The sequence below is a fragment of the Streptomyces sp. NPDC050504 genome (assembly GCF_044458065.1).
Taxonomy (GTDB): Bacteria; Actinomycetota; Actinomycetes; order Streptomycetales; family Streptomycetaceae; genus Streptomyces.
Genome location: NZ_JBITHO010000001.1, coordinates 542,362 through 564,603 on the forward strand (window position 1 = coordinate 542,362; position 22,242 = coordinate 564,603).

General features: G+C 74.3%; 17 protein-coding genes and 1 pseudogene. 14 read left to right on the forward strand and 4 right to left on the reverse strand.

Going from position 1 to position 22,242, the window contains the following annotated elements:
* Positions 1-71: 71 nt before the first annotated feature.
* From ACIBNE_RS02325 to ACIBNE_RS02345, 5 genes are all read left to right on the forward strand, one after another.
* Positions 72-1,454 carry a DUF6777 domain-containing protein gene (locus ACIBNE_RS02325; protein ID WP_399268568.1) on the forward strand — a complete coding sequence of 461 codons (1,383 nt, stop codon included), beginning with the start codon at positions 72-74 and terminating at the stop codon, positions 1,452-1,454.
* Between the two features lies 1 nt (position 1,455).
* Positions 1,456-3,531, forward strand: coding sequence for a SpoIIE family protein phosphatase (locus ACIBNE_RS02330; protein WP_399268570.1), 2,076 nt, complete (start codon positions 1,456-1,458; stop codon positions 3,529-3,531).
* Between the two features lie 123 nt (positions 3,532-3,654).
* Positions 3,655-4,995, forward strand: coding sequence for a wax ester/triacylglycerol synthase family O-acyltransferase (locus ACIBNE_RS02335; RefSeq protein WP_399268572.1), 1,341 nt, complete (start codon positions 3,655-3,657; stop codon positions 4,993-4,995).
* Between the two features lie 107 nt (positions 4,996-5,102).
* Positions 5,103-6,113, forward strand: coding sequence for an aldo/keto reductase (locus ACIBNE_RS02340; RefSeq protein WP_399268574.1), 1,011 nt, complete (start codon positions 5,103-5,105; stop codon positions 6,111-6,113).
* A complete protein-coding gene (locus tag ACIBNE_RS02345; protein ID WP_399268576.1) occupies positions 6,110-6,961 on the forward strand; it encodes an amidohydrolase family protein in 852 nt (283 codons plus the stop codon). Before ACIBNE_RS02340 ends, ACIBNE_RS02345 begins: the two co-directional genes overlap by 4 nt.
* 22 nt (positions 6,962-6,983) lie before the next feature.
* Here ACIBNE_RS02345 and ACIBNE_RS02350 read toward each other — a convergent pair whose 3' ends face one another.
* Positions 6,984-7,556 (reverse strand): TetR/AcrR family transcriptional regulator, encoded by a 573-nt coding sequence (locus ACIBNE_RS02350; RefSeq protein WP_399268578.1) that lies wholly within the window; start codon positions 7,554-7,556, stop codon positions 6,984-6,986.
* Between the two features lie 119 nt (positions 7,557-7,675).
* Here ACIBNE_RS02350 and ACIBNE_RS02355 point away from each other — a divergent pair, with 119 nt between their 5' ends.
* The 6 genes from ACIBNE_RS02355 (at position 7,676) to ACIBNE_RS02380 (ending at position 14,474) form a co-directional block, all read left to right on the forward strand.
* Positions 7,676-9,139: an MFS transporter gene (locus tag ACIBNE_RS02355; RefSeq protein ID WP_399268580.1), complete on the forward strand. Its 1,464-nt coding sequence runs from the start codon at positions 7,676-7,678 to the stop codon at positions 9,137-9,139.
* A gap of 79 nt (positions 9,140-9,218) precedes the next feature.
* Positions 9,219-10,478: an FAD-dependent monooxygenase gene (locus tag ACIBNE_RS02360; RefSeq protein ID WP_399268582.1), complete on the forward strand. Its 1,260-nt coding sequence runs from the start codon at positions 9,219-9,221 to the stop codon at positions 10,476-10,478.
* Positions 10,479-10,577: 99 nt separating this feature from the next.
* Positions 10,578-11,339, forward strand: coding sequence for a LytR/AlgR family response regulator transcription factor (locus tag ACIBNE_RS02365; protein WP_399268584.1), 762 nt, complete (start codon positions 10,578-10,580; stop codon positions 11,337-11,339).
* A 92-nt stretch (positions 11,340-11,431) separates the two neighbouring features.
* A complete protein-coding gene (locus ACIBNE_RS02370; RefSeq protein WP_399268586.1) occupies positions 11,432-11,794 on the forward strand; it encodes a hypothetical protein in 363 nt (120 codons plus the stop codon).
* Positions 11,791-13,293, forward strand: coding sequence for a cation acetate symporter (locus tag ACIBNE_RS02375; RefSeq protein WP_399268588.1), 1,503 nt, complete (start codon positions 11,791-11,793; stop codon positions 13,291-13,293). The genes ACIBNE_RS02370 and ACIBNE_RS02375 overlap by 4 nt, the downstream gene beginning before the upstream one ends.
* Entirely contained in the window at positions 13,290-14,474 is a 1,185-nt protein-coding gene (locus tag ACIBNE_RS02380) for a sensor histidine kinase (protein WP_399268590.1), read from the forward strand. Before ACIBNE_RS02375 ends, ACIBNE_RS02380 begins: the two co-directional genes overlap by 4 nt.
* 28 nt (positions 14,475-14,502) lie before the next feature.
* On the opposite strand, the gene ACIBNE_RS02385 is transcribed toward ACIBNE_RS02380, so the two are convergent.
* Together ACIBNE_RS02385 and ACIBNE_RS02390 are read right to left on the reverse strand one after the other, a co-directional pair.
* Complete coding sequence (locus ACIBNE_RS02385; RefSeq protein ID WP_399268592.1) at positions 14,503-15,006, reverse strand: hypothetical protein; 504 nt, start codon at positions 15,004-15,006, stop codon at positions 14,503-14,505.
* A gap of 425 nt (positions 15,007-15,431) precedes the next feature.
* Positions 15,432-15,956: pseudogene (locus ACIBNE_RS02390) on the reverse strand (sigma-70 family RNA polymerase sigma factor); the annotation flags it as partial.
* Between the two features lie 254 nt (positions 15,957-16,210).
* Between ACIBNE_RS02390 and ACIBNE_RS02395 the strand changes: the two are divergent.
* The gene (locus ACIBNE_RS02395; RefSeq protein ID WP_399268594.1) at positions 16,211-17,458 is read left to right on the forward strand and encodes a CapA family protein; all 1,248 of its coding nucleotides are present in this window, start codon (positions 16,211-16,213) and stop codon (positions 17,456-17,458) included.
* 142 nt (positions 17,459-17,600) lie between these two features.
* Entirely contained in the window at positions 17,601-18,395 is a 795-nt protein-coding gene (locus tag ACIBNE_RS02400; RefSeq protein WP_399268596.1) for a thioesterase family protein, read from the forward strand.
* Positions 18,396-18,401: 6 nt separating this feature from the next.
* On the opposite strand, the gene ACIBNE_RS02405 is transcribed toward ACIBNE_RS02400, so the two are convergent.
* On the reverse strand, positions 18,402-18,860 hold the full coding sequence (locus ACIBNE_RS02405; protein ID WP_399268598.1) for a universal stress protein: 459 nt from the start codon (positions 18,858-18,860) through the stop codon (positions 18,402-18,404).
* A 61-nt stretch (positions 18,861-18,921) separates the two neighbouring features.
* Here ACIBNE_RS02405 and lysX point away from each other — a divergent pair, with 61 nt between their 5' ends.
* Positions 18,922-22,176, forward strand: a complete 3,255-nt coding sequence (gene lysX / locus ACIBNE_RS02410; protein WP_399268600.1) for a bifunctional lysylphosphatidylglycerol synthetase/lysine--tRNA ligase LysX — start codon at positions 18,922-18,924, stop codon at positions 22,174-22,176.
* The last annotated feature ends 66 nt before the right edge of the window (positions 22,177-22,242 follow it).

The window sequence follows — 22,242 nt, forward strand, 5'->3', positions numbered from 1 at the left end:
GGGGAGTTCGCCGGAGGTTTCTGAACGCGTTCAAGTCGCGGTCGCGGCGGGGGCGCGGCAGAGAATGGAGAGTGCGTTCACCGATATCTCGCAGCCATGCCTCAGCTCGCGGCCGTGCGCCGCGCGGCCGGATCGCGGCCGTCGCCCTGTCCGCCGGAATCCTGGTCGCCGCGGGCTGCGGCGGCGGTGGCTCCAAGGACGGATCGGCCGACACGGCGGACGGCAAGGAGGTGCTCCTCCAGCCGGTCGCCGCCCAGGGCCCCGACCCCTTCACCGCGTCGACCGCGCGGGCCGCGGCCGCGGCGCCCAGCCCGACGGCGACCGCGCGGACGACGGTGCCCCCGGCCGCGCCCGCGCAGCGGCCGCGCACCGTGTCGGGCGCTGCCCCCGGCCTCTACGGCGGCACGCACTCCCTGGCCAGCTGCGACGTCGAACAGCAGGTCCGCTTCCTCGCCGCCGACCGGGCCAAGGCGCACGCCTTCGCCACGGCGTCGGGCATCGGCGACGACCGGGTCGCGTCCTTCCTGCGCGGGCTGACCCCGGTCGTGCTGCGCGCCGACACCCGGGTCACCAACCACGGCTACCGGGACGGTTCGGCCAGCGCCTTCCAGAGCGTGCTCCAGGCCGGTACGGCGGTGCTGGTCGACGATCACGGGCAGCCGCGGGTGCGCTGCGCCTGCGGAAACCCGCTGAAGACGCCGACGGCGGTCACGGGGGCGGTGCACCGGGGCACGCCGTGGGCGGGCTACCACCCGGACCGCGTGATCGTCATCAACCGCACGACCCAGACGATCAACAACCTGACGATCGTCAACATCACCGACAACACCTGGATCGAGCGGAAGATCGGTGACGACGGGGACAAGGACAGGACCCGCCCGGCGCCGGTCACCACCCCGCCCTTCGACCCGAACGGAGCAACGGCGGGAACCACGGGCGGAACGACCGGCGGAACGACCGGAGGGACGACCGGCGGGACCACTGGAGGAACCACCGGCGGGACCACCGGCGGGACCACGGGGGAGACGACCGGCGGAACCACCGGCGGGACGACCGGGGGGACCACGGGCGGCACCGACGCGGGCGGCGCCACCGACGGCGGCACGGACACGGGCGGCCCGACCGACGGCGGTACGGATGCCGGAGGCACGGACACCGGCGGTACGGACACCGGTGGCACGACGGACGGCGGCCCCGACACGGACGGCGGCACCACCTCCGGTACGGACGGAGGCGCCGACGAGGGCGCGGACGCGGGCACCGGTTCCGGCACCGACCGGGGCACCTCGCCCGACACGTCCCCCGACACCACACCCGACCTCCCCTCCCCGCTCGTCTCCGTCTGCCCCAGCACCCTCCCGACGCCCCCGAGCCCTCTCGTCGTCCCGCCCGGCTGCCCCACGCCCCCTCCCGCCCCCGACGCGAACGCCGGCGAGCCGGATCCCGAGGGCTGACGTGGCAGAGCCGGACGACTGGCCCGCGGCGCCCGACCGGATCCTCGCCCTGAACCGGCAGGGCACCTTCGACTGGGACCTGGACGCGGGGCTGATGCACCTGGACGCCCCGGGGCTGGCCGTCTTCGACCTGCGCCCCGACGAGTACGACGGCCGCCCCGAGTCCCTGGCGTCCCGGGTCCCGCGGGACGAGGCGACCAGGCTCGACGCGCTGGTGTCCGTCGCGCTCAAGAACGGCAGGCGGACGTACGGCGTGTACTTCCGGATCCGCCGGGCCAACGGCTCGCTGCGCTGGGCGCACACCCAGGGCCGCATCGTGCGCGACGCGGACGGCCGCCCGCGCCGCATCCTGGGCCTGCTGCGGGACGCCACGCGCGAACTCGCCGACGCCACGGCCCGCATCGCGCTGGACGACGCGCGCAGACGCAGGTCGAGCGTGGTCGAGGGCACCACGGCCGCGCTGGCGCACACCAGGACCGTGCGGGACGTCATCGACGTGCTCAAGGACCAGCGCGGCCCCCGGCTGCTCGGCGCGACCGGGCTCATCATGGGGCTGGTCGAATCGGGCCGGATCCATCTGGTCGCGGAGTGGCCCGAGGGCTCGTTCGTGCCGGGGACCCGGTACACCCGGGTCGACGAGCAGTTCCCGATGGGCGAGGTGGTGCGCTCGCTCGCGCCCCGGTTCATCGAGTCGGCCGAGGACTTCGCGACCTCGTACCCGGTGCTCTGGCCGTTCATGCAGGAGCACCAGGTGACCTGTGCGGCGTACGTCCCGCTGATCGCCCAGGCCAGGCCGATCGGCGCGATCGGGCTGCTCTACCGCGACCGCAGCGCCTTCACGGCGGAGGAGCGCAGCCTGCTCGTGGCGCTGGGCAGCGCGATCGCGCAGAGCCTCCAGCGGGCCATGCTCTTCGAGCAGGAACAGGACCTCGCCGAGGGGCTCCAGCAGGCCATGCTGCCGCGGCGCATTCCGGACGTGCCGGGTGCGGAGATCGCCGTGCGCTACCGCTCGGCCAGGATCGGCCGGGACATCGGCGGCGACTGGTACGACGTGATCCCGTTGCCCGGCGGCCGGGTCGGCGCGGTCATCGGGGACGTACAGGGCCACGACACGCACGCGGCGGCCGTCATGGGGCAGTTGCGCATCGTGCTGCGGGCCTACGCGGCCGAGGGGCACAGCCCGGCCACGGTCATGGCGCGCGCCTCGGTCTTCCTGCACGAACTGGACACCGAGCGCTTCGCGACCTGCACCTACGCGGAGGCGGACCTGGCCACCGGCGTGGTGCAGCTGGTGCGGGCCGGGCACGTCGACCCGCTGGTGCGGGGCTCCGACGGCGGCTGCCGCAGGCTGCCGGTGGCGGGCGGGCTGCCGCTGGGGCTCTCGGCGGAGTTCGGCGGGCTCGAATACCCGGTGTCCACCGTCGAACTCGACCCGGGGCAGACGCTGTTGCTCTACACGGACGGGCTGGTCGAGCACCCGGGCGCGGACCTCGACCACGGCGTGCTCGTGCTGACAGAGCGGGTGGCGGCCGGGCCCGGGGACCTCCAGGCGCTGGCCGACCGGCTGTGCGCGATCGTCGACGAGTCGGGCGGCGAGGACGACGTGGCGCTGCTCCTGCTGCGCCGCAGGAGCACGTACGCCCCGCGGCCGGGCGGGCGGCTGCGCCGGCGCGTGGCGGCGGGCGACCCGGAGGCGCTGAGCTGCGCGCGGCACATGATCGCGACGGCGGTGCGGGCGTGGGGCGCCCGGGAGCGGTCGGACGAGATCGAGCTGGTGGCCGACGAGTTGATCACGAACGCGCTGATGCACACCGACGGCGGCGCGATCGTGACGGTCCGGATGCTGACGGGCGGCGCCGAGCGGCGGTTGCGCGTCGAGGTCGAGGACCGCTCCAGCGCGCTGCCGCGCCGCAGGGAGGCGGGTGAGGGCGGGGTGTCGGGGCGCGGGTTGATGCTGGTCGACCGGTTGGCCGAGGTGTGGGGAGTGGACCCGAGGGGCAGCGGCAAATGCGTGTGGTGCGAGTTCACGATTCCGGACAGGACGGACGGTCGAACCAACGATCGAACGAGTGGCTGAGCGCTTTCGGTCGTAACAGTCCGTATGGTGAGCGTACTTGACCGTAACCGACAGAGGGCGCTTGACTGCGGGCTCCGCACCGAGCCGCACCCTTCCTGTCCCGTCTACCGACAAGAGGACCCGGTGAGCTCCGAGCTACTGGCACCGCTTGATCTCGCGTTCTGGCACCTGGAATCCGACGCCCACCCCATGCACCTGGGCGCGCTGGCCGTCTTCCACCGCCCGAAGGACACCGACTGCGGCGAGATCGCGGAGCTGCTCGCCGCACGGGCCGCCGCGATCCCCCGGCTGCGGATGTGCGTGCGGAGCGTCTGGCTGCCCGTCGGCGGCGCGGCCTGGGCCGCGGCGGACGACTTCGACGTGCACCGGCACGTACGGACCAGGAGGCTGCCGTACGGGGACTTCGCCGAGGTGGCGACCCGGCACGCGGGCGAACTGATGGGCAGGCCGCTCAAGCGCGGCAGGCCGCCCTGGGAGATGTACGTGCTCACGGGCCGCCCCGAGGACGAGTCGTTCGCGGTCCTGGTGAAGATGCACCACGCCCTCGCGGACGGCATGCGCGCGGTCGCCATCGGCGCCGGGATCTTCGACGAGATCGCGGACGCGGGGTCCGGCGCGCGCCGCCGTCCCGGGCCCGTGCCGTCGCGCTCCCGGCTGCCGGGGCCCCGCCGGGTCGCGGGCATGGCCAAGGGCCGCATCGAGGAACTGGGCCGCGCCGTCGGCGTCGGCGCCTCGGTCGTCCGGGCCAGCAGGCTCGACCTGTGGGAGGGCACCGCGTTCACCGCCGACTCCAGCGGCACCCGGCGCCTGGCCACCGCCTCGCTCGACGCCGAGGACGTGCAGCGGGTGCGCCGCGCGGCCGGCGGCACCGCGAACGACGTGCTGCTCGGCACCGTCGCGGGCGCGCTGCGCCGCTGGATGCTGGAGCGCGGCGAGGAACTGCCGGGCGCCGCCCCGAGGGCGCTGGTCCCCGTGTCGCGGCGCAGGCCGGGCGGCCCGTCGGGGTCGGCCAACAGGCTTTCGGCCTACCTCCTCGACCTGCCGGTCCGCGAGGCGGACCCGGCGGCCAGGCTCACCGCCGTGCGCACCTCGATGGACCGCAACAAGGCGGCGGGGCCGCTGCGCGGCGCGGGTGCCGTCGCCGTGCTCGCCGACCAACTGCCGCCGCTCGCACACCGCTTCGGCGCCGCGCTCGCCGGGAGCGCGGCCCGCGTCCTGTTCGACGTACTGGTCACCAACGTGCCGCTGCCCCGCTCCGAACTCTCGCTCGGCGGCTGCCCGCTGCGCTCCCTCTACCCCATGGCGCCCCTGGCCAGGGGGCAGTCGCTGGCCGTCGCGATGTCGCCGTACGGCGGACGGGTGCAGTTCGGCCTCGTCGCGGACGGCAAGGCGGTGCCGGACGTCGAACGTCTCGGGCAGTGCCTGGACGAGGAGTTGGCCGAGCTGCGCAAGGGGCTGGCGTAGGCCGGGCTCAGGAACCGATATAGATCGGACCACATTCGCCGCGGTGTCGAGAGAAGGTCGCCGCGCAGGTGTTGACGCGGGGCAGTCATCCGATGAATATTCGGCTCATGCGGCACACCACACTCGGGCGGAGCACCGTCCGCGTCTCCGAGCTGTCCTTCGGCGCGGCCGGTATCGGCAACCTCCGTGCTCCCGTCGACCCCGAGCTGGCCGCCGCCACGCTCGACGCCGCCTGGGACGCGGGCATCCGCTACTTCGACACCGCGCCGCACTACGGCCTCGGGCTCTCCGAGCGCCGCGTCGGCGAGGCGCTGCGCGGCAGGCCCCGCGCCGAATTCACCGTCTCCACCAAGGTCGGCCGGATCCTGGAGCCGGTCGCCCCCGGCGCCGCCCCCGCCGACGGCACCGATCTCGCCAACGGCTTCGCGGTGCCCGCCACGCACAGCCGTCGCTGGGACTTCAGCGCCGAAGGCGTACGCCGTTCCATCACCGAGAGCCTCGAACGGCTCGGCCTCGACCGCATCGACATCGTCTACCTCCACGACCCCGACGACCACGCCGATGCCGCCTTCCACCAGGCGTACCCCGAGCTGGAGAAGCTGCGCGCCGAGGGCGTCGTCGGCGCGATCGGCGCGGGCATGAACCAGGCCGGGATGCTGGCCCGCTTCGTCCGCGACACCGACGTGGACGCCGTGCTCTGCGCGGGCCGCTGCACGCTGATCGACCGCACCGCCCTCGACGAACTGCTGCCGGAGGCGGCCGCGCGCGGCAAGAGCGTGGTCGTCGGCGGCGTCTTCAACTCCGGGCTGCTCGCGGATCCGCGTCCCGGCACGACGTACGACTACGCGCCCGCGCCGCGGCACCTGGTCGAGCACGCCCTGCGGTTGAAGCGGACCGCCGAGGGCCACGGCGTGCCGCTGCGCGCGGCGGCGCTCCGCTTCCCGCTCGGCCAGCCCGCCGTGGCCGGCGTCCTGGTCGGCGCGCGCTCCCCGCAGGAGGTCCGGGACGCGGCGGAGTTGCTGCGCACGCCCGTGCCCGACGCCCTCTGGGCGGAGCTGGACGCGCCGTACGTGCCGCCCCGGGCGCGGCCCGAGGCGCCCGTGGGGGAGCGGCGATGACCCTCGTCGACGCCCACCACCACGTCTGGGACCTCTCCGTGCGCGACCAGGACTGGCTCGCCGACCCCGAACTGTCCGCGCTGCGCCGCGACTTCACACTCGCCGACCTCGCGACCGAGGCGCGCGCGGCGGGCGTCGACGCCACCGTCCTCGTCCAGACCGTCACCGTCCCCGACGAGACCCCGGAACTCCTCGCGGCCGCCCACCGCGGCCCGCTCGTCGCCGGGGTCGTCGGCTGGACCGACCTCACCGCGCCCGACGTCGCCGACACCCTCGCCTCCTTGCGCGAACTGCCGGGCGGCGAGCGGCTGGTGGGCATCCGCCACCAGGTGCAGGGCGAGCGCGACCCGCACTGGCTGCTGCGCACGGACGTCCGGCGCGGCCTGGCCGCGGTCGCCGCCGCCGGGCTCGCGTACGACCTGGTGATCCACGCCCGCCAACTGCCCGCCACCACCGAAGCGGCCCGTAGGCTTCCCCAACTGACTTTCGTACTCGACCATTTGGGCAAGCCGCCGATCGCCGCTGCCGCGCTGCACCCCTGGGCCGGGGAGCTGGCCGCGCTGGCCGCCCTGCCCAACACCGTCGCCAAGCTCTCCGGCCTCGTCACCGAGGCCGACTGGGCCGCCTGGACCCCGGACGGCCTGCGGCCGTTCACCGACACCGCGCTGGACGCCTTCGGCCCCGACCGGCTGATGTTCGGCTCGGACTGGCCGGTCTGCCGCCTCGCCGCCGACTACGGCCGGGTCCTGGCCGCCGCCAGGGAACTCACCGCAGGCCTCTCCGCCGCCGAGAGCGGGGCGCTCTTCGCCGCCACCGCCGTCCGCACCTACGGCCTCGACCTGCCCTGAGGCCGGAAGACCGCGCGGGGCGTCACGCGGGCCGGACGAGTGGGAGGAAGATCGTGTCGACGATCTCCTCGATCACCTCGGGCGGTACCGGCCGCAGCGTCATCAGCGTCTCGCTGCGCACCAGGTCGAAGGGGAGCGCGGCGATCCGCGGCGTGAGCCTGACCGGGTCGATCTCGCCGCGCGCGACCGCGCGTTCCATGATCTCGTCGCGTCCCGACGGGCGCCCCGCGACGGTCGTTTCGCGCAGTTCGGCGAAGCTGGTCTCCGTCTCGGCGAAGTAGTCGGCGAGCAGCAGGCTGAGCCGGACCAGGAGCGGCCCCTGCTTCTCGCTGGCTTCGGTGAGGGTGGCGATCAGGTCGCCGCGCAGGGACCCGGTGTCGGCCGGGGCGGTCAGCCGGGTGACGTTGCGGCGCACGGCGGCCGCCTCGACCAGCTTCTGCTTGTCCGCCCAGCGCCGGTAGAGCACCGGTTTGCTGGTGCCCGCCCGCCGGGCGACGGAGTCCACGGTCAGGTTCGCGTACCCCCGCTCGCTCAACTCCTCCCAGGCCGCGTCGAGGATCGCCGCCTCCAGGGCTTCGCCGCGCCGTCGTCCCACAGCACTTCCTTCCACAACACTCCCGAAAATTAGAAACGTTGACGTTTCTTACGAGCGCACTCTACTCTCCCGAATAAGAAACCAATCCGTATCTTAATTTCGCGGTGAAGGAGTCTCCGATGCGACCTGGCAGCACCGAGAGCGCGCACACCGGAACGCGTACGAGAGGGAACGGGCCGCTCGTCGGCCTGGTGGTCGTCCTCGCCCTGGTGAACTTCGTGGTCGACTCGGCCGTCACCGCGCCCCTGGTCGTCCTCCCCGAGATGCTCGACCACTTCGGCACCGACCAGGCGGCCTGGCTCAACGCCACCGCGATGCTCGCGGGAGTGATGTGGGCGCCCCTGCTCGGCAAGAGCGCCGACATCCACGGCAAGCGCCGGGTGCTCGTGCTGACCCTGCTCCTCAGCTGCGCGGGCGCCCTCGTGTGCGCGGTGGCCCCTGGGCTGTGGTTGTTCGTGCCGGGGCGCATGCTGCAAGGAGCGTCCCTGGCCGCCGTGTTCCTCTCGGTCGCCATCGTCAGGGAAGCCTGCGCGCCCCGTACCGCGATGGTCCTCGTGGGCGTCGTGACCTCCGGCTCCGCGGTGCTCAACATCGCGTCCCGGTTCTTCGTCGAGAAGCTGGCCGTGGAGTTCGGCTTCCAGGCACTGTTCCTCGTGTCGGCCTCCGTCGCGGCCGCGATGGCGCTCTGCGTCCACCGCCTCGTCCCCGAATCCCCGGTCAGGACGCCGGGCAGGCTCGACGTCGAAGGCGCCGTGCTCCTCGGCGGAGGGCTCGCCGGGGTGCTCGGCTACGTCAGCCTGGGCTCGGGCCCCGGCTGGCTGGCCCCCGGCCCACTGGCCCTCCTCGTCGGCGGCGCCGCGGCGCTGGCCAGGTGGTTCCTGGTCGCGGGCCGCAAGCCCGACCCCCTGATCGACGTCAGGGGCCTCGGCGGCCCCCTGGTGCTCACGCTCCTCGTCGTCTTCCTCGCGGCCGGTTCGTACCAGAGCGTGCTCCAACTCGTCCCCCTGGTCGGCGACGTGTCGGCGGACCAGCACCTCGGGTACGGGCTCGCCGACCAGGGCTCGGTGGCGCTGCTCCTCGCGGCGCCGGGGGTCGGCGTCACGCTCGGCGGCCCGGCGGCGGGCCGGCTCGCCGCGCGCGTCGGACCTGCCCCGACGCTGGCGGGGGCGGTCGCGCTCGGCGCGGTGGTGACCCTCGGGATGTTCCTCGGGATCTCCCGGCTGCCCGTCGCGCTCTGCTGCGGATTCCTGCTGGGCGTCACGGTGGGGGCGCTGGGAACGGCCGGCTTCAACATGGCGGGGTCCCTGGCGCCGGCCGACCGGCAGGGCGTCGTGTCCAGCCTGGTGATGGTCATGGTCTCGGTCGGGTCCGTGGTGCTGAACTTCGTGGGCGCGGCCGTACTCGAATCGACCTCCGTCCTCGTCGACGGGGAAACGGTCAACTCGGCGACGGGCATGCGAGGTTGCCTCGCCCTGGCCTCCGGTGCCTTCGCCCTCGCCGCGGTGCTGTCCGTCAGGCTCGTACGGATCGCGCGGACCGGCCGCGAAGCGCGGGAGCCCGCACCCGAACGGAACCCGGCGTGACGCACCCGTCCAGTGCGCGCCGTCCCATACATATCCGTCCCGTACACACCCCAAGAGGAAATGGAGTTGGCGAACAGCCATGAGGAAAACACCCAGAGGAACCGTCCTGGTGTCCGGTGCGAGCATCGCGGGCCCCGCCGTGGCGTTCTGGCTGCGCCGGTACGGATTCGCGGTGACGGTGGTGGAGAAGGCCGCGGGGTTACGGGGCGGCGGGTACCCGATCGACGTACGCGGCACGGCGGTCGAAGTGGCGCGCCGGATGGGGATCCTGCCGCGGCTCCGAGAGGCGCACGTCGAGTCCCGCAGGTTGACCTTCCTCGACGCCGACGGCGGCGTGGTGGCCGCGGTCCATCCGCAGGCGGTGGCCGGCGGGGTCGAGGGCCACGACGTCGAGGTGCCGCGCGGGGAACTCGCGCAGGCCCTCCACGGAGCCGTGCGCGACGACGTGGAGTTCGTGTTCGGCGACTTCGTCGACGCGCTCGCGCAGCACCCGCACGGCGTCGACGTCACCTTCCGCAGCGGCGCCCGGCGCACCTTCGACCTCGTCCTGGGCGCGGACGGCCTGCACTCCCGCACCCGGCGGCTCGCCTTCGGCCCCGAGCGGCGGTTCCACCGCCATCTCGGCTACTGCTTCGCCGTGTTCGCCATGCCCAACACCTTCGGCCTCTCCCACGAGGCGCTCATCTGGAACACCCCGGGAAGGGCCGCGATGCTCTACGCGGTCAAGGACAGCGGCGAACTGCACGCGTTCCTCAACTTCGCGTCCCCCGAACCACCGCACGGGGCCCTGCGCGACCCCGAGGCGGGGCGCGACCTCGTCACCGCCGCCTTCGCCCACGACGGCTGGGAGGTCCCGGCCATGGTCGCCGCCCTGCGCCGCGCGCCCGACCCGTTCTTCGACACCGTGGGCCAGATCCGCATGCCGCGCTGGTCGGACGGCCGGGTCGCGCTCCTCGGCGACGCCGCGTACGCGCCCTCGTTCCTCACCGGACAGGGCTCCAGCCTCGCCCTCGTCGGCGCCTACCTGCTCGCCCGCTCGCTGGCCGCCCACCGCGACCACACCGCGGCCTTCGCCGCCTACGAACGCGACGCGCGCGGATTCGTCGAGCTGAACCAGGACCAGGTCGGCGAGGGCGACGCGGCGCTCTTCCCCACCACCGCCGAAGCCCTCGACGAGCGCAACGCCAGGCTCCGCACCCTCACCACCCTGCCGCGGGCCCCCGAGAACCCGGCCCACTCCGCCCTCGCCCTGCCCGACCCCCGGCTTGACCCCCAACCCGGACCGGACCTCGATCCCGACCCCGAACCCGCCCCTGAAGCGGCGCCGCAGCCCCACTGACCCCACCGGCCCCACCGGCCCCACCGGCGGATCACGGCCGACCCGCGACACCGTCCCCCGCCCCCGTGATCCGCCGCCCAGGCCCTAAACTCCGGCACCATGCTGCGCGTACTGGCCGTCGACGACGAGGCCCCCGCCCTCGAAGAACTGCTCTACCTGCTGCGCTCCGACCCCCGGATCACCAGCGCCGACGGGGCCGCCGACGCCACCGAAGCGCTCCGGCGGCTCGGCGCCGACGGGCCGCACGGCCCCGGCTGCCGCTACGACGTGGTCTTCCTCGACATCCACATGCCGGGCCTCACCGGGCTCGACGCCGCCCGTCTCCTCGGCGGCTTCGCCGAGCCCCCGCTCATCGTCTTCGTCACCGCCCACGAGGGCTTCGCCGTCGACGCCTTCGACCTCAAGGCCGTCGACTACGTCCTCAAGCCCGTGCGCCGCGAACGCCTGGCCGAGGCCGTCCGCCGGGTCACCGAACAGGTCCAGGGCCGCGCGGCGCTCGTCGGCGACGGCGCCGCGGACCAGATGGCCGACCAGATCGCCGTCGAGCTCGGCGGGGTCACCCGCTTCGTGCCGATAGCCGACATCGCCTACGCCGAGGCCCAGGGCGACTACGCCAGGCTGCACACCGTCGGCGGCTCAAGCCACCTCGTCCGCATCCCGCTGACCACCCTCGAAGAGCGCTGGCGCTCCCGGGGCTTCGTCCGCATCCACCGCAGCCACCTCGTCGCCCTCTCCCGCATCGACGAACTCCGCTCCGACGCGGGCGCCATGACCGTCCGCGTCGGCGCCACCGACCTCGCGGTGAGCCGCCGCCACGCCCGCGCGCTGCGCGACCTGCTGATGCGCGACGCGGGCCGCTGACCCCACCGCCCCACGCACCCCGGGCCCGCCCCGCCCCGCCGCGCTCAGCAGGCCCTTCCCACGCCCGCGCGCACTGCGTACACTCCGGGCCCATGCCCGCAGAGCCCGCGCCCCGCCGGGAGCTCGTCACGGGACAGCCCCGGCGCGTGCGCCCGCTGCCCCGCCGCCGCGCCCAGTCGGAGATCGACGAACAGACCGCACTCGGCGGCGCCTACGTCCGCTCGCTGATGCGCAGCCAGCTCCGGGCCGGGCTCACCGCCTTCGCCGTGCTCGCCCTCGCCGTCGGCATCCTCCCGCTGCTCTTCGCCGCGCTGCGCTCCGACGCCGCCGTCTGGGCCGTACTCGGCTTCGGCGCCTACCCGCCGATCGTGCTCATCGCCCTGTGGTACGTGCGCCGCGCCGAGCGCAACGAACGCGACTTCGCCCGGCTCGTGGAAGGCCGCCCCGCTCCGTGAACCAGGGCTACACCGTCGCGGCGGTCGCGGCCGTCGTCCTCGCCACCGTCCTCGTCGGCGGCTTCGGCCTGCGCATCTCCCGCACCACGTCCGACTTCTACGTCGCGTCGCGCACCGTGCGCCCGCGCCTGAACGCCGCCGCCATCAGCGGCGAGTACCTCTCCGCCGCCTCCTTCCTCGGCATCGCGGGCCTCGTCCTCGTCCACGGCCCCGACATGCTCTGGTACCCGGTCGGCTACACCGCCGGATACCTCGTCCTGCTCGTCTTCGTCGCGGCCCCGCTGCGCCGCTCGGGCGCCTACACCCTGCCCGACTTCGCCGAGGAACGGCTCGAATCCCGGCGGGTGCGCAGCCTGGTCGGCGTCCTGGTCGTCGGCGCGGGCTGGCTCTACCTGGTGCCGCAGCTCCAGGGCGCGGGCCTCACCCTCAAGATCCTCACCGGCGCGCCCGGCTGGTTCGGTGACGTGCTCGTCGCCTCCGTCGTCGTGCTCGCGGTCGCCGCGGGCGGGATGCGCTCCATCACCTTCGTCCAGGCGTTCCAGTACTGGCTCAAGCTCACCGCGCTGCTCGTCCCCGCGGTCTTCCTGCTCCTGGCCTGGCGGGGCGACGGCGGCCCGCACGTCTCCTTCGGCGACCTCGGTCTCGACGGCCAGGACTCCGTCTTCCGCGCCGAACACCCGCTGTACGCCACCTACGGGCTGATCGTCGCCACCTTCCTCGGCACCATGGGCCTGCCGCACGTCGTGGTCCGCTTCTACACCAGCCCCGGCGGCCGCGAGGCCCGCCGCACCACCGTCGTCGTCCTCTTCCTCATCGGCGCCTTCTACCTGCTGCCGCCCGTCTACGGCGCGCTGGGCAGGCTGTACGCGCCCGAACTGGTCACCGGCGGGGACGCCGACGCGGCCGTGCTGCTGCTGCCCGACCGGGTCATCGGCGGACTCGGCGGCGACCTGCTCGGCGCGCTCGTCGCGGGCGGCGCCTTCGCCGCGTTCCTGTCCACCGCGTCAGGCCTCACCATGGCGGTCGCCGGAGTACTCAGCCAGGACGTCCTCCCGGCGCGCGGGGTGCGCCACTTCCGGCTCGCCACGCTGCTCGCCATGGCCGTGCCGCTCGCCGGGGCGCTGCTGGTCAGCCGGGTGCCGGTGGCCGACGCCGTGGGCATGGCGTTCGCCGTGTCGGCCTCCTCGTTCTGCCCGCTGCTCGTCCTCGGCATCTGGTGGCGCCGCCTCACCCCGCCGGGCGCCGCCGCGGGCCTGCTGCTCGGCGGGGGCTCCGCGCTCGTCGCCGTCGGCATCACCATGAGCGGCGCGGTCCGGCCGCCCGGCTGGGCACACACCCTGCTGGCCTGGCCCGCCGTCTGGTCGGTGCCCGTCGGCTTCCTCGCGATGGTCCTGGTCTCCCTCGCCACCCGGGGGCGCATCCCGCCGGGCACCAACGCCGCCATGGCGCGCCTGCACCTGCCCGAAGAACTGCACTCGGCGCGCGGAGCGGTCCGATGAGCACCGCCGCCGTCCTGATCGGCCTCGTCCCGCTGGTCCCGCTGCTGCTGGCCGCCGGGTTCTGGCTCGGCCGCCGCAGCCGGCGCCCCAGCGACATCGGCACGCCCGTCGAGCACGCCACCTTCGAGACCCTGCACACCGCGTCGCTCGCGGCGCCCCCGCTGCGCGCCGGGCTCACCGAGGAGGCCGCCCGCAAGTCCGCCAAGCGGCTGCGCTCCCTGCTGGGCACCGACGCGCTCTGCCTCACCGACCGCGACCGGGTCCTGGCCTGGGACGGGGTGGGGGAGCACCACGGCGAGCGGGTGCTCGAACACATCGGGGCGCTCATCGCGGGCGGCCGCGACACCGCGTTCGGCGACCAGTGCGGCGACCTCGACTGCCCGCTGCGCTGGGCCGTGGCCGTCCCGCTCACCGTCGACGACCGGGTGCTCGGCGCGCTCGTCGCCTACGCGCCCCGCGAGTCGGCCGTCCTGGCGCGCGCCGCGGGCGAGGTGGCCCGCTGGGTCTGCGTACAGCTGGAACTGGCCGAGCTGGACCGCTCCCGCACCCGGCTCATCGAGGCCGAGATCAAGGCCCTGCGCGCCCAGATCTCCCCGCACTTCGTCTTCAACTCGCTGGCCGCGATCGCCTCGTTCGTGCGCACCGACCCCGAGCGGGCCAGGGAACTCCTCCTGGAGTTCGCCGACTTCACCCGCTACTCCTTCCGCAGGCACGGCGAGTTCACCACCCTCGCCGAGGAGCTGCACTCCATCGACCAGTACCTCGCGCTGGTCCGGGCCCGCTTCGGCGACCGGCTCTCGGTGACCCTCCAGATCGCCCCCGAGGTGCTGCCCGTGGCCCTGCCCTTCCTCTGCCTCCAGCCGCTCGTCGAGAACGCCGTCAAGCACGGCCTCGAAGGCGCGGTCAAGAACAGCCGCATCACCCTCAGCGCACTGGACGCGGGCTCCGAGGCGGAGGTGGTCATCGAGGACGACGGAGCGGGCATGGAGCCCGAGCGGCTGCGCAGGATCCTGCGCGGCGAGGGCGGCCCCTCCACCGGCATCGGGCTGCTCAACGTCGACGAACGGCTGCGCCAGGTGTACGGCGACGACTACGGGCTGCGCATCGAGACGGGCGTCGGCGCCGGGATGAAGGTCACGGTAAGGCTCCCCAAGTTCCGCGCGGGAGTGCACGGTTCCTGACGGGCCGCGTCCCGCGCGCCGCGCCCGCTCAGTAGAGGTGGATCGCCAGGTGCCCCAGCGGCAGCCCCAGCTCCCAGGCGGGGGTCCAGACCTGGACGCCGTCCTCGCCGTCGATGCCGCGCCGCTCCTCCTTCAGGACGGCGTCCAGGTCGGCCGCCAGCAGCTCGGTCTCCTCCAGCCAGCGCCACGCCGATCTCGCCAGCGGCAGGTCCGGGTCGCGGCCCTCCGCGACGCGGTCGGCGGCGACGAGCGCGTCCAGGCGCTCGCACACCCAGGACCGCCACGAAGAGCCGTACTCGGTCAGCAGCCGCCACTCGTCCATCCGGGCGATGACCCTGGGTCCGCCCACCGCACCGTCCGAGAGGAAGATGGTCAGTGCAAGCGCGTCCCGGCCCGCCCGGTACTCCAGGGTGGTCGGCGGCATCAGGTCACCGGTGCGCAGTAGTTCGTCCGCGATGTACTCCGCGTACATCCAGGCCATCGGCACCAGCAGCCCGCCACCACTGGTTCCATCCGTACGTTCCGGACGCATCCCTTCTCGCCTTCTTTCCTTGCTCGGCACGGGCTTCACGCAGCATTGAACCGGGGGCGGCCGCCCCGCGTGGGCAGAAGGGCAGGATCCGTACGCCGACGCGAGGTGAGCATGACGGCCGATTCCACCGCCCCGGAGATCGCCCCGGAGGAGCCCCCGGAGGGACCGCACGTGCGGCGGCTGCTCGGCGCCCACGTGCTCGCCGCGCTCTGCGCGGCCGACGACCTGCGGGTCTCCCGGCACCTGCCCGAATGCGGATCTTGCAGGGCCGCCTACGAGGAGCTGGTACACACGCCGTCGCTGCTCGCCCTGCTGACGGAGGACGACCTGACGGACGCGTTGACGGACGGGTTGACAATTGACTCGACAGTGGGGTGGGCGGAATTGACGGAACGTACGGAACCGACAAGCGCGCCGGAGCCGTCGGAGCCCGGCACGGTGTAGCCGGGGAGGGCACGGGCCAGGGCGCGCAGGGCGTAGTACGAGCGCGACTTGACCGTGCCCGCGGGTATGCCCAGCGCCAGCGCCGCCTCGGTCACGCTCTGCCCCCGGAAGTAGAGCTGCACCAGCACCGCCCGGTGCTCGGGGCTGAGCGTGCGGACCGCCCCGCGCACGTCGAGCGCGGTCACCGCCCGCTCGGCCGCGTCGCCCGGCTCGGGCGTGGCCCTCAGCACCCCGTCGCCGACCTCGGCCGGGCGGGCGAGCCGTGACCTGCGCGCGTCGATCGCCAGGCGCCTGGCGACGGTGAACAGCCAGGGCCGCATCGACTCGTGGCACGTGCGGAACGCCTCGGGGTGCTGCCAGGCCCGCACCAGGGTCTCCTGGAGCAGGTCTTCCGCGCGCTGCCGGTCGCCGTGCGTCAGGCTCAGGAGGAAGGCGAACACGGCGGGCCCGTGGTCGCGCTGCACGGCGGCGAGGGACCGCTCGTCGGTCGTCGTCGTGATGGTCATGGACTGTGCCCTCCCCTGTTCGCCGTCGACTGCCGTATCCGAACGCATTACGGGGCCGAGCAACAGGCGACGCACCGGAGCGTGCGACGAGCGGTCGCTCGGAGCGACGAGTGGCGCGTCGGACGGCCCGGCGGCGGCCTTACGTCCGCTTGGGCGACTTTGGTGCCCTTGATGCCTTTGGTTCTTGACTGAGTGTTACCTCCCCTGTGGATTCGGGGGGCTCGGACCCGCCCCCACCCCACGGAGCCAGCCCCATGACCAAGCACCCGAAGCGGCCGCTGCGGCAGGGCGCGCTGGCGCTCACCACGGCGCTGCTCGCGTCGGCCGCGGCCTGCGCCCCGGCCGCCGAACCCGGCGCGCCCGCCGCTCTGGGCCGCCCCGCCGACCGCGTACCGCGGCAGGACGCGAGCGCCCAGGGCCGCACCCGCACCCCCTCTCCGGCGGCCGGGATCCCCGGCGCCCCGGCCGGGCGCGGGTTCACGCTCGTCGCCAGCGGCGACGTCCTGCCGCACTCCTCGGTCATCGGCCAGGCCGCGGCCGACGCGGACGGCCGGGGCTACGACTTCCGGCCCATGCTCGCCGGGGCGAAGTCCGTCGTCTCCCGCGCCGACCTGGCGATCTGTCACATGGAGACGGTGTACGGGCGCGACGGCGGCCCCTACACCGGCTACCCCACCTTCAAGTCGCCGCCCGAACTGGCCGACGCGCTGCGGGCCACCGGGTACGACAGCTGCTCCACCGCCTCCAACCACACCCTCGACGACGGCGAGGCCGGGCTGCGCCGCACCCTCGACGCGCTGGACCGGGCCGGCGTCGCGCACGCGGGCTCGGCCCGTACGGCCGCCGAGGCCGCCCGCCCCACGCTGCTGCGCGCGGGCGGCGCCACCGTCGCGCAACTCGCCTACACCTACGGCACCAACGGCTTCCCGCTGCCCGACGGGCAGCCGTGGGCCGTCGGCCTCATCGACAGGGAGAAGATCGTCGCCGACGCGCGGGCCGCCCGGCGCGCGGGCGCCGACGTGGTCGTGGTCTCGCTGCACTGGGGCACCGAGTGGCAGGACGAGCCGGACGGGCAGCAGCTCGCGCTCGGCCGCGCGCTGACCGCCTCCACGACCGGCGGCCGCCCCGACGTCGACCTGATCCTCGGCACGCACGCCCACGTCCCGCAGGCCTACGAGAAGGTCAACGGCACCTGGGTGGTCTACGGCATGGGCGACCAGGTCGCCGGGACGATGGTCAACTACTCGGGCGAGCAGGACCCGCGCGGCAACCAGGGCAGCGTCGGCCGCTTCACCTTCGCGCCGCCCGCCGCCCCCGGGCGGCGCTGGCGGGTGACGAAGGCGGAGTTCGTACCGCAGTGGTTCGACGTCGCCTCCGGGCGCGTCGTGAACCTCAACGCGGCGATCCGGCGGGGCGCGGAGCTGACGGAGGTGCGCGACCGGATCCGGCGGGTCGTGCTGAGCCGGGGCGCGGCGGGGCAGGGGCTGCGGATGGGGGAGTGAGCCAGGAGGGGCGGCGGCCGGGAGCACCCGGAGTCCCAGATCCCTGGCCAACACCGGTTACCAGTAGGTAGCGTGGGGCGCTGTCCGTACGGGGCGGCGCCCCGTGGCAGGTGCGCCGGGCGGCGCGGGAAGGCGGTCGGCCATGGGCCATCCCCAGGCGTTCTACGAGCGGCTCGCCGAGGACCGCTACGCGTCGACCGAGGCCACGCGCGGCCCCTGGGACGCGGCGTCCCAGCACGCGGGGCCGCCCGCCGCGCTCATCGGCCGCGCGGTCGAGACGCGCCCCGGCGCCCGCGACGACCTGCGCCTCGCCCGCATCACGTACGAGATCCTGCGCCCGGTCCCCATCGCCCCGCTCACCGTCGGCACCGAGGTGCTGCGCGCCGGGCGCTCCACCGAGCTGGTCGAGGCGCGGCTGACCACCGACGACGGCAGGACCGCGGTGCTGGCCCGCGCGCTGCGGCTGCGGGTCGCCCGGGACGCGGGGCCCGCCGTCGCCCAGGGGCCGCAGGTGCCCGCGCCCGGCGAGAGCGGCACCGAACCGTTCTTCCCCGTGCCGTGGGACACCGGCTACCACACCGCGATGGAGAGCAGGTTCGCCGCCGGTTCGTTCACCGAGAAGGGGCCCGCCACCTGCTGGATGCGGATGCGGGTGCCGCTCGTGGCGGGCGAGGAGCCGAGGCCGCTGGACCGGGTGCTGACGGCGGCGGACTCGGGGAACGGGGTGGCCAACGTGCTGGACTTCGGGCGGCACCTGTTCGTCAACGCCGACCTGACCGTCCATCTGTACCGGCACCCGGTGGGGGAGTGGGTGTGCCTCCAGGCGCGGACGAGCGTGGACGCGGCCGGAGTGGGGCTCGCGGACACCCGGCTGCACGACGAGAAGGGCCCGATCGGCCGGGGCGCGCAGACCCTGTTCGTGACGGCGCGCCCGTAGGGCGACCTACGGGACCACCGTCACCGGCCAGCGGCCCGCCTTGACCAGGCGCACCGCCACCGAGCCGACGATCCGGTGGCCCGCCGACTCCGACGCGCCGACCACCACCGCGTCCGCCGTCAGCTCGTCGGCCGCCTGCACCAGGCCGTTGTAGGGGTCGCCGCGCAGGGTGTGGAACTCCCAGCGCAGCCGCCAGGTGTCCTTGACCCGCTCGACCGCCTCCCGGATCTCGGCCACGAGACCGTCGGCGATCTCCGACGTGGTGTCCGCGACCGGCGCGCCGAGCGCCGCGCCCGCGGGGACCAGCGGCTGGACGTAGACCACGGCGAGGAGCGCGTTCTGCCGTCTGGCCAGGCCGCCCGCGTACGCCGCCGCGCGCAGGGAGGAGTCGGAGCCGTCCACCCCGACGACGATCACCTTGGGCCCGTCGGTCCCGCGTTCGAAGCGGTGCTGCTGCTCTGTCACGCGTTCGAGGCTAGCCCCTTCCAACAGGCGGCCTCGCCCGGCCCTCCCTAGAGTGCCAAGCATGAGTGTCAGCGCGACCGGGTCCGCTCCCGTGCGCGGCCGCTTCCTCGGCCGGGTGCCCGGCGGCCTCGCGATGTTCTTCGGCGCTCTCGGCGTCTTCTGCGGCGTCCTCGCCCTCAGCCCCACGCTGCGGCACCTGCTGCGGCCCGTGGCCGAGGCGCTGGACGCCGCCACCGTCCCGGTCAGCGCCAACCTCGCGTACGCCGTCTTCCTGCTGCTGCTCGCCGCCGCCATCGGCGCCCGCAAGAAGGCCGCCTGGTGGCTGGTGGTGGTCTACCTCGGGCTGCTGCTGGTCGTCGACGTCATCCTGGTGGCCGAAGCGGACTGGTACTGGCTGCCCAACCTGGTGGTCTGCGTCGCGGCCCTCGCCGTGCTGTTCCTGGCCCGCCGCGAGTTCTACGCGCAGACCCGGCACGGCGCGCTGTGGCGGGCGCTGCTCGTGCTGTTCGGCGGCCTCGCCGCGGGCGTGCTCGCTGGCTGGGGGCTCGTCGAGCTGTTCCCCGGTACGCTCCCGCGCGACCAGCGCCTGCTGTGGGCCGCCGACCGGGTGCTCGGCGGCCTGGTCTCCGCCGCGCGCTACGACGGGCGCCCGCCCAGGGCGCTCTTCTTCCTCCTCGGCCTGTTCGGCGCCGCCGCGCTGCTCCTGGCCGCGTACGTGCTGCTGCGCTCCCAGCGCATGGAGGCCGCGCTGCACGGCGACGAGGAGCCCCGCATCAGGGCGCTGCTCGGCGCGTACGGCGCCCAGGACTCGCTCGGCTACTTCGCGACGCGCCGCGACAAGGCCGTCGTCTTCTCGCCCAGCGGCAAGGCCGCCGTCACCTACCGCGTCGAGGCCGGGGTCTGCCTGGCCAGCGGGGACCCCGTCGGCGACCGCGAGGCGTGGACCCCGGCGATCGACGCCTGGCTGGACGTCGCCCGCCGCTACGCCTGGGCCCCGGCGGTGATGGGCGCGTCCGAGGAGGGCGCCACCGCCTACGCCCGCTCGGGGCTCGGCGCGATCCAGCTCGGGGACGAGGCGATCCTGCACGTGGCCCGCTTCGACCTGGACGGCCGCGACATGCGCGTCACGCGGCAGGCCGTCAACCGGGTCCGCCGCACCGGGGCCCGTACCGTCATCAGACGGCACTCCGCGCTCACCGACGCCGAGATGGAACAGGTCGTCGACCGGGCCGACGCCTGGCGCGACACCGAGACCGAGCGCGGCTTCTCGATGGCGCTCGACCGGCTCGGCGACCCCGAGGACGGCGACTGCCTGCTGGTGGAGGCGTTCGACGCCGACGGCGGGCTCATCGCGCTGCTCTCCTTCGTGCCCTGGGGCAAGGACGGCATCTCGCTGGACCTGATGCGCCGCGACCGCAGCGCGCCCAACGGCGTCATGGAGTTCATGGTCGCCGAGCTCTGCGCGTACGCCCCCAAGGTCGGGGTGCGCCGGATCTCGCTGAACTTCGCGGTGTTCCGCTCCGCCTTCGAGGAGGGCGCCCGCATCGGCGCCGGGCCCGTGCTGCGGCTGTGGCGCAAGCTGCTGCTGTTCTTCTCGCGCTGGTGGCAGCTGGAGGCGCTGTACCGCTCCAACGTGAAGTACCAGCCCGAGTGGTACCCGCGCTTCCTCTGCTACGGCGACACCGGCTCCCTGGCCCGCATCGGCCTCGCCTCCGGCATCGCCGAGGGCTTCGTCTCCGTGCCCTCCCTGCGCAAGCTGCGCGGCAAGGGCAGGCGCCCCGCCGGGGTCACCAAGCCCGTCACCACCGAGGGACTGCCCGCCATCGAGGCGCTGGGCCTGGCCGCTCCCGGCGCCGGGAGCGGCGAGCGGCGGCTGCCCGACCAGGTGCGCGTGCGCCACCGCAAGCTGGAGCGCGTCCGCGCCGACGGCACCGACCCCTACCCGGTCGGCCCGCCGCCGCGCACCCACACGCTCGCCGAACTGCGCGCGGCGCCGCCCGGCACGGCCGCCACCGTCGCGGGCCGCGTGATGGTCGTGCGCGACCTGGGCGGCGTCGTCTTCGCCGTGCTGCGCGACTGGTCGGGCGACTTCCAGCTCGCCCTGACCAGGGACGGCTCGGGCGCCGACGTCCTGGACCGCTTCACCCGCGACACCGACTTCGGCGACCACGTCAGCGCCACCGGCACCACGGGCACCAGCGACAGCGGCGAACCCTCCCTGTTCGTCACCGGCTGGCAGCTCACCGGCAAGTGCCTGCGCCCGCTCCCCGACAAGCGGCGCGGCCTCGCCGACCCCGAGGCCAAGGTCCGCAACCGGTACGTCGACCTGATCTCCAGCCCCGGCGCCCGCGACGTGGTGCGCGCCCGCTCCACCGCCGTGCAGGCCCTGCGCCAGGGCCTGCTTGAGCGGGGCTACCTGGAGGTCGAGACGCCGATGCTCCAGCAGATCCACGGCGGCGCCAACGCCCGCCCCTTCACCACCCACATCAACGCCTACGACCTCGACCTGTACCTGCGCATCGCGCCCGAGCTGTACCTCAAACGGCTCTGCGTCGGCGGCTTGGAGAAGGTCTTCGAAATGGGCCGCACCTTCCGCAACGAGGGCGTGAGCTACAAGCACAACCCCGAGTTCACGATGCTGGAGGCCTACCAGGCCTTCGCCGACTACGACGTGATGCTCGACCTCACCCGCGAGCTGATCCAGTCCGCGGCCACCGCGGCCTTCGGCGCGCCCGTCGCCCGCAAGGACGGCACCGAGCACGACATCTCCGGGCCCTGGCCGGTCAAGACGGTCTACGGGGCGATCTCCGAAGCGCTCGGCGAGGAGGTCGGCGCCGACACCGACGAGCGCGTGCTGCGCCGCCTGTGCGACCGGGCCGCCGTGCCCCACACCCCCGAGAACACCCGGGGCGACGTCGTCCTGGAGATGTACGAGCGGCTGGTCGAGGAGCGGACCCAGCTGCCCACCTTCTACAAGGACTTCCCCACCGAGGTCTCCCCGCTCACCCGCCAGCACCGCACGGACCCGCGCCTGGCCGAACGCTGGGACCTCGTCGCCTTCGGTACGGAACTGGGCACCGCCTACTCGGAGTTGACCGACCCCGTGGAGCAGCGCCGCCGCCTCACCGCGCAGTCGCTGCTGGCGGCCGGCGGCGACCCGGAGGCGATGGAGCTGGACGAGGACTTCCTGGACGCGCTGGAGTACGCGATGCCGCCGACCGGCGGGCTGGGGATCGGCGTGGACCGCCTGGTGATGTTCCTGACCGGGCTGACGATCCGCGAGACGCTGCCCTTCCCGCTGGTCCGCCGCCACTGATCCCTTCGGGTGCTTGTGCCCGCGCGGCCGGTGTCGCTGTGCGCCCCGGGCCTTCGCCCATGCGAG